This window comes from Pseudomonas poae RE*1-1-14 (genome assembly GCF_000336465.1).
Classification (GTDB): domain Bacteria; phylum Pseudomonadota; class Gammaproteobacteria; order Pseudomonadales; family Pseudomonadaceae; genus Aquipseudomonas; species Aquipseudomonas poae.
In genome coordinates this window covers 352,513-366,038 of sequence record NC_020209.1, presented here as the reverse complement: position 1 = coordinate 366,038, position 13,526 = coordinate 352,513, and the positions used below count along the sequence as shown (strand labels likewise).

Below are 13,526 nucleotides of genomic sequence, written 5' to 3'. Positions count from 1 at the left end.
GCCGGAGCCTTCTTCACCTTCGGATGACGCTTATGTCCAAGTTAAAACACGTACTGCTCCAATCCGCCGGCTGGCTGTTCTTTCTGAGCCTGCTGATGGGTCTCGCCCTGCTGTTGCCGGCGAGTACGTTCGACTCCGAGTCGAAGAATTTTATTTTCCTGATTGGCGCCGTGGGTATCTGGCGCTACTCGATGGGTGCGACGCACTTCTTTCGCGGCATGCTGTTTCTGTACGTGGTGTACCCGCACCTGCGCCGCAAAGTGCGCAAGCTGGGCAAGGCTGCCGACCCGTCCCATGTGTTCCTGATGGTCACCAGTTTTCGTATCGATGCGCTGACCACCGCACAGGTCTACAGCTCGGTGATCCGCGAAGCCATCGAATGCGGCTTCCCCACCACCGTGGTGTGCTCGCTGGTGGAAATGTCCGATGAGCTGCTGGTCAAAAGCCTTTGGGAAAAGATGAACCCACCCGAGCATGTGAAGCTCGACTTCGTGCGCATCGCCGGCACCGGCAAGCGCGACGGCCTGGCCTTTGGTTTTCGCGCCATCTCCCGTCACCTGCCGGATGACCGCGCCGTGGTGGCCGTGATCGATGGCGACACCGTGCTGGCCGAAGGCGTGGTGCGCAAGACCGTGCCGTGGTTCCAGCTGTTCGGCAACGTTGGCGGCCTGACCACCAACGAATTCTGCGAAGTGCGCGGCGGCTACATCATGAGCGAATGGCACAAGCTGCGCTTCGCCCAACGCCACATCAACATGTGCTCCATGGCCCTGTCCAAGCGCGTACTGACCATGACCGGACGCATGTCGGTGTTCCGTGCCCGCGTGGTCACCGACCCGGGCTTTATCGCCGACGTGGAAAGCGACTCGCTGCAACACTGGCGCCTGGGCCGCTTCAAGTTCCTCACCGGTGATGACAAGTCCAGCTGGTTCAGCCTCATGCGCCTGGGCTACGACACCTTCTACGTGCCGGACGCCGCGATCAACACCGTGGAACACCCGCCGGAAAAGAGCTTCATCAAGGCCAGCCGCAAGCTGATGTTCCGCTGGTACGGCAACAACCTGCGCCAGAACTCCCGAGCCCTGGGCCTGGGTGTTCGCCGCCTGGGCCTGTTCACCAGCGTGGTGCTGTTCGACCAGCGCGTGTCGATGTGGACCTCCCTGCTCGGCCTGACCGTGGCAATCATCGCCACCTTCAAGTACGGCGGCGCCTTCATCCTCGCGTACCTGCTGTGGATCGGCATCACCCGCCTGATCCTCACCCTGCTGCTGTCGTGCTCCGGCCACACCATCGGCCCGGCTTACCCGGTGATTCTCTATTACAACCAGATCATGGGCGCGCTGGTGAAGATCTACGTGTTCTTCCGCCTTGATCAACAGTCCTGGACCCGCCAGGACACCAAACTGACCCGCGATTTGGCCAGCTTTCAACGTTGGTTCAACACCTGGTCGTCTCGGACCATGACCTTCTCCGCCGGCAGCATTTTCGTCGCCGTGCTCTTGATGATGGTCTGACCCTGCCAAGCCTGAATTAACCTAGGAATTACACCGATGAATAGCCAAGTAAACGCCAACGTTGTCCACGAATCCGAAGCCCAGCGCCAACATGCCCGGGTCAAGATCCCGGCCAAGCTGCGCTTTTTCAACACCGACCGCACCCAGACCGAAGCACGGGTGATCGACCTGTCCGCCGGCGGCCTGGCGTTCACCGCCACCCAGCCGTTGACCGTCGGTGAGGTGCACAAGGGCCGTCTGCAATTTGTGATCGACAACCTCGGCCTGGCGATGGACGTGGAGCTGCAGATCCGCTCCTACGACCGCCAGACCGGCCGCGCCGGTTGCCAGTTCCAGAACCTCGACGCCCAGGATATTTCCACCCTGCGCCACCTGATCACCTCGCACCTGTCCGGCGACATCGTGACCATGGGCGACGTGCTCGCCACCCTGCAGCGCGACAACTTCACCAAGGCGCGCAAGGTCAAGGACGGCGGCAGCGGCATGACCGCGTTCGGTCGCCTGCGCGCCGTGGTGTTCAGCGCCGGTATCTTCATCGTCGGCCTTGCTGCGTTCGGTTTCGTCTTCAAATCGGTGTACGGCATGTACTTCGTCAGCCACGCCCAGGCCGGCCTGGTCAGCGTGCCCGGCATGAACGTGACCATGCCGCGCGACGGCACTGTGCAGAGCCTGCTCAAAGGTGACGCTGTCGCCGCCAAAGGCGCGCCACTCGCCACCTTCAGCACCAGCATGCTCGACGTACTCAAGGGCCATCTGGACGAAGACCAGCTGCAACCGGCCAAGGTTGAGGAACTGTTCGGCAAGCAGATGACCGGCACCCTGACCTCGCCGTGCGATTGCGTGGTTGCCCAGCAAATGGTCGCCGACGGCCAGTACGCCAGCAAAGGCGATGTGATCTTCCAACTGGTGCCACGCGGTGCCCAGGCCAACGTGGAAGCGCGCTTCACCTATCGCCAGTTCGGCGACGTGCGCCCAGGCACCCCGGTGACGTTCCAGGTGGCCGATGAAGAACAGGTGCGCACCGGCACGATCGTCAGCAGCTCCAGCCTGAACAGCGCCGACCTGTCCTCCGACATCCGCGTGCAGATAAAGCCCGATGCACCGCTGGACAGCGCCTACGCCGGCCGCCCGGTGGAAGTCACCAGCGACCGTGGCCCGTCGCTGAACTGGCTGATCGACAAAGCCATGGCTCACGGTCTGTAAGCGAGGACATGCCTGTGAACCCTATCTCAATCACAACACCGACCCCTGTGGGAGCCGGGCTTGCCCGCGATGCAGGCAACTCGGTGTCCCTGACAAACCGTGCCGATGCCATCGCAGGCAAGCCAGCTCCCACACAAAGCAGATCCCATTCCACTTTGGCCTACTGCGCTCTGGCACTGGCTGTCAGCCTCGCCGGTTGCGCGGGCCTGCCCGACCAGCGCCTGGCCAACGAAGCCCTCAAGCGCGGCGACACCGCCACCGCACAGCAGAATTACCAGCAACTGGCCGACCTGGGTTACAGCGAGGCCCAGGTGGGTCTGGCTGATATCCAGGTGGGCACCCGGGATCCTGCGCAGATCAAACAGGCCGAAGCCACTTACCGGGCCGCGGCCGACACGTCGCCGCGCGCCCAGGCACGCCTTGGTCGCCTGCTGGTGGCCAAGCCCGGCGCAACCGAAGCCGAGCACCATGAAGCCGAAGGTCTGCTGAAAAAAGCCTTTGCCAATGGCGAAGGCAACACCCTGATCCCGCTGGCCATGCTGTACCTGCAATACCCTCACAGCTTCCCGAACGTGAACGCCCAACAACAGATCACACAATGGCAAGCCGCCGGTTACCCGGAAGCCGGCCTGGCCCAGGTGCTGCTGTACCGCACCCAGGACACTTATGACCAGCATTTGGATGACGTCGAGCGCATCTGCAAGGCCGCGCTCAACACCACCGACATCTGCTACGTCGAACTGGCCACCGTGTACCAGAAACAGGCCGCGCCGGAAAAACAGGCCGAGTTGCTCAAGCAGCTGGAAGCCGGCTACAGCCGTGGCACGGTCACTGCCCAGCGTGTCGACAGCGTCGCCCGCGTCCTCGGCGATGCCACCCTCGGCACCCCGGATGAAAAAACCGCCCAGGCGTTGCTGGAAAAAATCGCCCCCGGCTACCCGGCCTCCTGGGTCAGCCTGGCGCAACTGCTTTACGACTTCCCCGAACTGGGCGACGTCGACCAGATGATGCAGTACCTGGACAACGGCCGCGCCGCCGACCAGCCGCGTGCCGAACTGCTGCTGGGCAAGCTCTACTACGAAGGCAAGTGGGTGCCGGCGGACGCACAGGCCGCCGAAGCGCATTTCGAAAAAGCCGTGGGCAGGGAAGTCGCAGCCGACTACTACCTCGGCCAGATCTACCGCCGTGGCTACCTGGGCAAGGTCTACCCGCAAAAAGCCCTCGACCACCTGCTGACCGCTGCGCGCAACGGCCAGAACAGCGCCGACTTCGCCATCGCCCAACTGTTTTCCCAAGGCAAGGGCACCAAGCCCGACCCATTGAACGCCTATGTCTTCAGCCAGCTGGCCAAGGCCCAGGACACCCCGGAAGCCGTTGAGCTGGCCACCCAGCTCGAAGCACCGCTGACGCCTGAGCAACGCGCCGAAGGCCAACGCCTGGTGCAACAGGAACTGGCCGCTCGCGGCACCCTGGCCCAGAGCACGTTGCAATTGCACGCCCTGGATGAAGAAGACGACGGCGAGGAATCCCTATGAAGCTCAACCCATTCGTCAAGGCCGGTATCGGCCTGACCTTCGCCCTGCTGTGGTCGTGCCCGACCCTGGCCGCGCTCACCGAAGCGAAGAACTTCGGCCTGGAAGTCAAAGTCACCGGCCAGTCCGAGGATGACCGTGACCTGGGCACCCAGAAAGGCGGCGACGTCAACGGTATCGGCATCGACCTGCGCCCGTGGATCTACGGTGAAAGCGGCAACTGGAGCGCCTACGCCATGGGCCAGGCAGTGGCCTCCAGCGATATCATCGAGACCGACACCCTGCAACAGTCGGCCGATGACGAGAACCAGCAAACCAGCAACAGCGACCGCAAGACCAAAAAGAATTACCTGGCGATGCGCGAGTTCTGGGTGGCGTACGGCGGCTTCACGCCCTACCCCGGCGAGATCCTCAAGTTCGGTCGCCAACGCCTGCGCAATGACGACGGCCAATGGCGCGACACCAACATCGAAGCGCTGAACTGGACCTTCGACACCACCCTGCTCAAGGCCAATGTGGGCGCCGCCGAACGTTTCAGCGAATACCGCACCGACCTCAAGGAACTGTCCCCGCTCGACAAGGACCGCCAACACCTCTACGCCGACGCCGCCTACCAGTGGACGCCGGGGCAGTGGATCGGCCTGCGCGGCCACCACACCCATGACAACGGCAAGCTCGACTTCCCGGAACCGGGCGTGGCCACCGACTCGCTGGACAAGCGCGAAAACGGCGACCTCACCTGGCTCGGCATCGAAGCCAACAGCGACGCCTATAACTGGCGCAACACTAACACCGTCAACTACTGGGCCAGCGTCACCGGCATGAAAGGCGACCGCGACACAGTCAACGCCCTGAACGCCGACGGCAGCCGCCCTGCCACCGCCAAGCGCAGCGACAACATCAGCGGCTGGGCCACCGACCTGGGCGTGCGCCTGCGCCTGGACCCGCAGTGGCAAGTGGGCGCGGCGTATTCGCGTGCCAGCGCCGAGTACGAGCAGAACGGCCTGCAGAGCAACCGTTCGAACTGGACCGGCACCCAGTCCCGCGTGCACCGCTTCGGCGAAGCGTTTCGCGGTGAGATGAACAACATGCAGTCCATGAGCCTGTTCGGTTCCTGGCAACTGCGCGAGGACTACGACGCCAGCCTGGTGTACCACAAGTTCTGGCGTGTGGACGGCAACAAGCCGGTGGGCAGCAACGGCATCGACGCGGTGCAGAACAACACCGATGACGTGACCGGCGCGATCCTCTCCAGCACCTCGCTGCCTCTGGAAGACGGCAAGAAAGACCTGGGCCAGGAGATGGACCTGGTCGTCACCAAATACTTCAAGAAAGGCCTGCTGCCGGCCGCGCTCAGCCAGTCGATTGACGAGCCGTCAGCGCTGGTGCGCTTGCGTGCCGGTGTGTTCAAGCCGGGTGATGCCTATGGCAGCCAGGTCGACTCGTACATGCATCGCGCCTTTGTCGACGTGATCTGGAAGTTCTGATGGGAGCCTGCGCAATGAATGCTCAAAGCCTACTCGTCGCGGCAATGCTGATGGCCAGCGCCACGGCCTTTGCCGACACGGCGGCCAAGGCGCCGACCATCGCCAAGGAACTGCAACAGGCCAAGACCTACACCATTTCCAGCCCGCCCACCGCGCCGCTGGAAATGGCCAAGCCGGCGCTGCCCGACCTGTCGGGCTACACCGCAGCGGCGATGGAAAAGAAGATCGTGCGCAACAAGCCGGGCAAGGTCAGCATCCGCCGCATGATGCAGGAAGACGCGCTCAAGGACTTTATCGGCGGTGACAACAAGATGGCCGAATGGGTGGTGCGCCAGCACGGCATTCCCCAGGCGATCTTTGTCGACGACGGCTATATGAACCTCAAGGACCTGTTGGCCAAAGTGCCCAAACAGTACCTGAGCGAAACGTCACCGGGCGTATTCCTGGCCAAGCTGCCGATCGTGGTGGGCCGTCAGGGCATCCTTGAAATCGACGGCAAAACCCAGGAGCTGCGCCTGTCCCAGCAAGCCGGTTCGTTCCTGATCAACGACGGCCAGCTGTTTGTGCGCGACACGCGGATCACCGGTTGGGATGAGAAAGCCAACGGCCCGGCGCTGTTCAAGTCGCCCAAGGAATTTCGTCCGTTCCTGCTGGCCTGGGGCGGCACCCAGACCTACATCGCCAACAGCAAGATGGCCAGCTTCGGCTATGCCAACAGCAAATCGTACGGGGTGAGTATTTCCCAGTACACGCCGAACATGGCCAAGGTGCTCAAGCGCCCTGAACCGACCGGCTGGATCGTCGATTCCGAGTTCTCGGACATGTGGTACGGCTTCTACTGCTACGAGACCACGGGCTTCGTGATCAAGGGCAATACCTACAAGGACAACATCGTCTACGGCATTGACCCCCATGACCGTTCCCACGGCCTGATCATCGCGGACAACACCGTGTACGGCACGAAGAAGAAGCACGGCATCATCATTTCCCGGGAAGTGAACGACAGCTTCATCTTCAACAACCGCAGCTACGACAACAAGCTGTCGGGCCTGGTGATCGACCGTAACAGCGAGAACAACCTGATCGCCGACAACGAGATCTACCGCAACCACACCGACGGCATCACGCTCTATGAGAGCGGCGACAACCTGCTGTGGGGCAACAAGGTGATCGCCAACCGTCGCCACGGCATCCGCGTGCGTAACAGCGTGAACATCAAGCTGTACGAAAACACCTCGATGGCCAACGGCCTGACCGGCGTCTACGGCCACATCAAGGATCTGACCGACACCGACCGCGACATCGCCCTCGACCCTTTCGACGCCAAGGTGTCGCTGATCGTGGTCGGCGGTGAACTGGCAGGCAACGGCAGCGGGCCGCTGTCGATCGACTCGCCGTTGAGCATCGAGCTGTACCGCGTGTCGATGCTGGCACCGACCAAAACCAGTGGCATCAGCTTCTCCGGGATTCTCGGTGAACGCCAGGAAGAAATTCTCGACCTGCTGGTGCGCCAGCAGAAAGCCGTGCTGATCGACCCTGTCGAACGCCAGACCGAAATGCTGGACTGAGGATGACCCTTATGCACCCACACATGATCAAACTGCTGAGCCTTTCGGGTCTGACCCTCGGCCTGCTGGCGGCCAGCCAGGGCGTGCGCGCCGATGAAGTGAAGGCGCCGACCTTCACCGCCGAACCGTGCTGCAGCCTGTGCCCGGCCGCCCATGACGCGAAGAACTACACCACTCGCTACCAGCAGAACTTCACCACCCTGGTGCAAGCCCAGGGCGACTGGCTGTTCCGTACCCAGGAAGACCTGCGCACCGAATTCGACACCAGCCCCGCTGGTTACAAGCGTCTGCAACAACTGCACGATGCGTTCAAGGCCAAGGGCGTGGAACTGGTGCTGGTCTACCAGCCGACCCGTGGCCTGGTGAACCGCAACAAGCTCAACCCGGCAGAAAAAGCCTCGTTCGATTTCGACAAGGCGCTGGGCAATTACAAGACCATGCTCGGCCGCTTTGCCAAGATGGGCTACGTGGTGCCGGACCTGTCGCCGCTGACCAACGAGCAACTGCCGGATGAATTGCCGGCCCACGATTTCTACTTCCGCGGCGACCAACACTGGACCCCATACGGCGCCCAGCGCACCGCGAAGATCGTCGGCGCCAAGGTGCGCGCACTGCCCGAATTTGCCGATATTCCCCGCCAGGAATTCGAAACCAAGCGCTCCGGGCGCATGGGCAAGACCGGCACCCTGCACAACATGGCCGGCCAGCTGTGCGGCACCAGCTACGCGATCCAGTACATGGACCAGTTCACCACCGAGCCCAAGGGCGAAGCGGGCGACGGCGACCTGTTCGGCGATTCGGGCAACCCGCAGATCACCCTCGTGGGCACCAGCCACAGCGGCAAGAACTACAACTTCGCAGGCTTTTTGCAACAGGAAATCGGTGCCGACATCCTCAACGTCGCCTTCCCTGGCGGTGGCCTGGAAGGCTCGATGATCCAGTATCTGGGCAGCGAAGAATTCCAGAAAACCCCGCCGAAAATCCTCATCTGGGAATTCTCGCCGCTGTACCGCCTGGACCAGGAAACCATCTACCGCCAGATGATGGCGCTGCTCGACAACGGCTGCGAAGGCAAGCCCGCGCAGATGAGTGCCAGCACCACGCTCAAACCCGGCAAGAACGAACTGATGGTCAACAGTTCGAACAAGGACCTGCGTAACGTGAACCACCAGGTCGATATCCGCTTCGCCGATCCCTCGGTGAAAACCTTGCAAGCCACCCTCTGGTACATGAACGGGCGCCACGAGGACATCAAGATCGAGAAACCCGAAACATCCGATACAGACGGGCGTTTCGCCTTTGAACTGCGCACCGATGAAGACTGGGCCTCGCAGAACCTGCTGGCCGTGGAAGTGCAGGGCCCCGAAGCGGGCGCTGCTGCGCAGAAAGTCGAAGCGAAAATTTGCACACGCAACGTATTTCCAGGCGGTGGTCAGCAGACCGCCCAACTCGGGAAGTGAGGTTACTTATGCAAAAGTTATTGATTCCATCGTTGCTCGGCCTGGCGATCTTCGCCGGCGCTGCCAACGCCGCCGCGCCGCTGCGTCCGCCCCAGGGCTATTTCGCACCGATCGAAGCGTTCAAGACCGGCGACTTCAAGGAAAACTGCGACACCATGCCCGCTCCCTACACCGGCCCGTTGCAGTTTCGCAGCAAGTACGAAGGTTCGGACAAAGCACGCTCCACGCTGAACCTGCAGTCGGAAAAAGCCTTTCGCGACAGCACCGCCGACATCACCAAGCTGGAAAAAGACACCAGCAAACGCGTGATGCAGTTCATGCGCGACGGCCGTCCGCAGCAGCTTGAATGCACGCTGAACTGGCTGGTGTCGTGGGCCAAGGCCGACGCGTTGATGTCCAAGGACTTCAACCACACCGGCAAGTCCATGCGCAAATGGGCGCTGGGCAGCATGGCCTCGGCCTATGTGCGCCTGAAGTTCTCCGACTCGCACCCGTTGGCCAATCACCAGCAGGAATCGCAGTTGATCGAAGCCTGGTTCAACAAGCTGGCCGACCAGGTGGTGAGCGACTGGGACAACCTGCCGCTGGAAAAAACCAACAACCATTCCTACTGGGCCGCCTGGTCGGTGATGGCCACGTCCGTCGCCACCAACCGTCGCGACCTGTTTGATTGGGCGGTTAAGGAATACAAGGTCGGCGTGAACCAGGTCGACGACCAGGGCTTTTTGCCCAATGAATTGAAGCGCCAGCAACGTGCCCTGTCGTACCACAACTACGCCCTGCCGCCGCTGTCGATGATCGCCAGTTTCGCGCTGGTCAATGGCGTGGACCTGCGCCAGGAAAACAACAGCGCGCTCAAGCGCCTGGGCGACAAGGTGCTGGCCGGGGTCAAGGACCCGGAGATCTTCGAGCAGAAGAACGGCAAAGAGCAGGACATGAAGGACCTGAAAAAGGACATGAAATTCGCCTGGCTCGAACCCTTCTGCACCCTCTACACCTGCGCCCCGGACGTGATCGAGCGCAAGCACGGCATGCAACCGTTCAAGACGTTCCGCTTGGGGGGTGACCTGACCAAGGTCTACGACCCGGCGCATGAAAAAGGCAACAAAGGCAGCTGATACATAGCTCCCGGTTGGACTCGGTCCAACTGTGAGAGCTGGTTTTATGTGGGAGCTGGCTTGCCTGCGATGCAGACACCTCGGTGATTTAGACAATCCGAGTTGATCCCATCGCGGGCAAGCCCGGCTCCCACATAAGCCAGCTCCCACACTGAACGCGTACACCTTCCCGAAATCGTGGGGGGGTTTGGGGGGGCTTCGGCCCTTGACTGTTGGTTAAACATGGAGAGATCGGGATGGTTTTCTCGTCCAATGTGTTCCTGTTCCTGTTCTTGCCGATCTTTCTCGGCTTGTATTACTTGAGCGGGCAACGCTATCGCAACCTGCTGCTGCTGATTGCCAGCTATGTGTTCTACGCCTGGTGGCGAGTGGACTTCCTGGCGCTGTTCGCCGCCGTCACGCTGTGGAATTACTGGATCGGCCTGAAGGTCGGTGCCGCCGGCGTGCGCACCAAGCCGGCCCAGCGCTGGCTGCTGCTCGGCGTGGCTGTCGACCTGTGCATCCTCGGCTACTTCAAGTACGCCAACTTCGGCGTCGACAGCATCAACGTGATGATGAAGTCGGCGGGCCTGGAGCCGTTCATCCTCACCCACGTGCTGTTGCCGATTGGCATCTCGTTCTACATCTTCGAGTCCATCAGCTACATCATCGACGTGTATCGCGGCGACACCCCGGCCACGCGCAACCTGATCGACTTTGCCGCATTCGTGGCGATCTTCCCGCACCTGATCGCCGGCCCCGTGCTGCGTTTTCGCGACCTGGCCGACCAGTTCAACAACCGTACGCACACCCTCGATAAATTCTCCGAGGGCTGCACGCGGTTCATGCAGGGTTTCATCAAGAAGGTATTCATCGCCGACACCCTCGCGGTGGTGGCCGACCATTGCTTCGCCCTGCAAAACCCCACCACGGGTGACGCCTGGCTCGGCGCGCTGGCCTACACCGCGCAACTGTATTTCGACTTCTCCGGCTACAGCGACATGGCCATCGGCCTGGGCTTGATGATGGGTTTTCGCTTCATGGAAAACTTCAAGCAGCCGTACATCAGCCAGTCGATCACCGAGTTCTGGCGCCGCTGGCACATCAGCCTCTCCACTTGGCTGCGTGACTACCTCTACATCACCCTGGGCGGCAACCGTAAAGGCACACTGACCACCTATCGCAACCTGTTCCTGACCATGCTGCTCGGTGGTCTGTGGCACGGCGCGAACATCACCTACATCGTGTGGGGCGCCTGGCACGGCATGTGGCTGGCGATCGAAAAAGCCATCGGCCTCAACACCGCGCCGCGTAGCTTCAACGTGGTGCGCTGGGCCTTCACCTTCCTGCTGGTGGTGATGGGCTGGGTGATCTTCCGCGCCGAAAACCTGCACGTGGCCGGTCGTATGTACGGCGCCATGTTCAGCTTTGGCGAGTGGTCGCTGTCGGAACTCAACCGTTCCAGCCTCACCGGCCTGCAAGTGGCAACCCTGGTGGTGGCCTACGCAACCCTGGCGTTCTTCGGTCTGCGCGACTTCTACACCAACCGCCCTGCGGATAAAGCCAAACCGGCCGACCCGAGCCTGATCAAGGCCGTACCGGGCGACAACCCCGGCAGCATCCATCAGCCCGGTTTCAGCGTGGGTCGCGATGCGGCCGTGCAACCGGCCTACTGGACCGCTGACTGGCCACGCTACGCCATGCGTGCGGCGGTGCTGCTGCTGTTCGTGGCGTCGATTCTGAAACTGTCGGCGCAGAGTTTCTCGCCGTTCCTTTACTTCCAATTCTGAGGGAGCCGACCATGACCCGTTCATTACGCGTCCTCTATATCAGCCTGTTCCTGGCGCTGCTGCTGGCGCTGGGCGCCTGGTCGCTGCGCAGCTTCATGGGCTTTAGCACCAACGCCGACGCCACCGTGCTCAACGGTCGCTGGACCAAGGCCGTCGAGACCCATTACGACAAAGAGTTCCCGATCAAGCGCCTGGGCACCAACCTGTGGGCGGCGCTGGACTACAAGCTGTTCAACGAAGGCCGCACCGGCGTGGTACTGGGTCGCGATCACTGGCTGTACAGCGATGAGGAATTCAACGCCATCGCCAACCAGGACCAGAACCTGCAAGACAACTACGCGCTGGTCGAAGGCGTACGCCAGAAGCTCAAGGCCCGTGGCATCCAGTTGGTGATGGCGATTGTGCCGGCCAAGGTGCGCCTGTACCCGGAGCATCTGGACGAGGTGAAACCGGCGAGCATCCACGCCAACCTGTACCAGGACTTCCACGCCCGTGTCGCCGCCGACAAGATCGTCGCGCCGGACCTGCTGGGGCCGCTGCAACAGGCCAAGCTGACCGGCACGCAAGTGTTCCTGCGCACCGACACCCACTGGACCCCGGACGGTGCGGAAATCGCAGCCAAGCAATTGGCCAAAACCATCTCCGAGCAGACGCCATTGAGCGGCGAGCCGCAGCGCTTTGTCACCGAGGCGGAAAAAACCGAGCCGCACAAAGGTGACCTGCGCCTGTTCCTGCCGCTGGACCCGCTGTTCGAAAACCTGATGCCGCCCAAGGAGCCCCTGCAAAAACGCGTGACGCACCTGGCGCAGGACAAAGGCGAAGACGCCCTGTTCGCCGACAGCGAAACCCCGGTGGCATTGGTGGGCACCAGCTACAGCGCCAATCCCAACTGGAATTTTGTCGGCGCGCTCAAGCAGGCCCTGCACAGCGACGTCATCAACTACTCCGAAGACGGCCACGGCCCGATTCTGCCGATGCTCAGCTACCTGAAAAGCGATGACTTCAAGAACACCCCACCGCAAGTGCTGATCTGGGAGTTTCCTGAGCGTTATCTGCCTGTGAACAACGAAATCGGCGACGCCGACCCCGACTGGGTTGCGCAGCTCAAACAAGCCGGTATGCGCCAGCAAGACCTGGCGTCGAACAACCCCCTTAAAAAATCCGAGACGCCCGACCGGGCGCACAACTGAAAGAGAGGTAACTCACATGACTTTCACTACAACTGCGCGCCATCTCACCAAGACTCTGGCCATCGCTGCCGGCTTGAGCTTCGTATCGATGTCCGCCTTCGCCGGTGGTGACGCCGCCCTGTACGGCCCCACCGCGCCAAAAGGCTCAAGCTTTGTGCGTATCTACAACGCCAGCAACCAGGAAGTCAGCGCCACTGTGGGCAATACCAACCTCAATGAGGTTGCGCCACTGGCCAGCAGCGACTTCAGCTTCATGCCCGGCGGTGACTACAGCGCCAAAGTCGGCAGCCAGACCGTACCGGTCAAGCTGGCCGCCGACCACTACTACACCCTGGTCAACAGTGGCAGCGGCCAGCCGCAGCTGATCGAAGAGCCGCCGTTCAAGAACAAACAGAAAGCGCTGGTGCGTGTGCAGAACCTCAGCGACAAGGCCCTGACCCTGAAAACCGCCGATGGCAAGACCGATGTGGTCAAGTCGGTGGCCGCCAAGGGCCGTGGTGAGCGTGAAATCAACCCGGTGAAGGTAAGCCTGGCGTTGTATGACGGTGACAAGAAAGTCGGCGATGTGAAGCCGGTTGCGTTGGAACGTGGTGAAGCGGCGGTGCTGTATGTCACCGGTTCTGGTTCGAGCCTGTCGCCAGTGTGGGTGAAACGCCCCGTGTCGACCCGCTGACGATTTCCCTGA

At 61.8% G+C, this 13,526-nt stretch carries 10 protein-coding genes; all 10 read left to right on the top strand.

Annotated features, from left to right (window positions below):
• Window positions 1-32: 32 nt before the first annotated feature.
• The 10 genes from alg8 (at window position 33) to H045_RS01645 (ending at window position 13,514) form a co-directional block, all read left to right on the top strand.
• Window positions 33-1,514, top strand: coding sequence for a mannuronan synthase (alg8, locus tag H045_RS01690; protein ID WP_162276117.1), 1,482 nt, complete (start codon window positions 33-35; stop codon window positions 1,512-1,514).
• Between the two features lie 36 nt (window positions 1,515-1,550).
• Window positions 1,551-2,717, top strand: a complete 1,167-nt coding sequence (locus H045_RS01685) for an alginate biosynthesis protein Alg44 (protein WP_004371911.1) — start codon at window positions 1,551-1,553, stop codon at window positions 2,715-2,717.
• Between the two features lie 8 nt (window positions 2,718-2,725).
• The gene (gene algK, locus H045_RS01680) at window positions 2,726-4,252 is read left to right on the top strand and encodes an alginate biosynthesis TPR repeat lipoprotein AlgK (RefSeq protein ID WP_080627527.1); all 1,527 of its coding nucleotides are present in this window, start codon (window positions 2,726-2,728) and stop codon (window positions 4,250-4,252) included.
• Complete coding sequence (locus tag H045_RS01675) at window positions 4,249-5,736, top strand: alginate export family protein (RefSeq protein ID WP_004371916.1); 1,488 nt, start codon at window positions 4,249-4,251, stop codon at window positions 5,734-5,736. The genes algK and H045_RS01675 overlap by 4 nt, the downstream gene beginning before the upstream one ends.
• A complete protein-coding gene (gene algG, locus H045_RS01670) occupies window positions 5,736-7,304 on the top strand; it encodes a mannuronan 5-epimerase AlgG (protein ID WP_041931415.1) in 1,569 nt (522 codons plus the stop codon). Before H045_RS01675 ends, algG begins: the two co-directional genes overlap by 1 nt.
• An 11-nt stretch (window positions 7,305-7,315) precedes the next feature.
• The gene (locus tag H045_RS01665; RefSeq protein ID WP_015371218.1) at window positions 7,316-8,764 is read left to right on the top strand and encodes an alginate O-acetyltransferase; all 1,449 of its coding nucleotides are present in this window, start codon (window positions 7,316-7,318) and stop codon (window positions 8,762-8,764) included.
• 8 nt (window positions 8,765-8,772) lie between these two features.
• Entirely contained in the window at window positions 8,773-9,882 is a 1,110-nt protein-coding gene (locus H045_RS01660; RefSeq protein WP_004371922.1) for a mannuronate-specific alginate lyase, read from the top strand.
• Window positions 9,883-10,118: 236 nt separating this feature from the next.
• Window positions 10,119-11,651 (top strand): MBOAT family O-acyltransferase, encoded by a 1,533-nt coding sequence (locus tag H045_RS01655; protein ID WP_015371217.1) that lies wholly within the window; start codon window positions 10,119-10,121, stop codon window positions 11,649-11,651.
• An 11-nt stretch (window positions 11,652-11,662) separates the two neighbouring features.
• On the top strand, window positions 11,663-12,841 hold the full coding sequence (locus H045_RS01650; RefSeq protein ID WP_004371927.1) for an alginate O-acetyltransferase: 1,179 nt from the start codon (window positions 11,663-11,665) through the stop codon (window positions 12,839-12,841).
• A gap of 16 nt (window positions 12,842-12,857) precedes the next feature.
• Entirely contained in the window at window positions 12,858-13,514 is a 657-nt protein-coding gene (locus H045_RS01645; RefSeq protein WP_004371929.1) for an alginate O-acetyltransferase AlgF, read from the top strand.
• Window positions 13,515-13,526 lie beyond the last annotated feature (12 nt).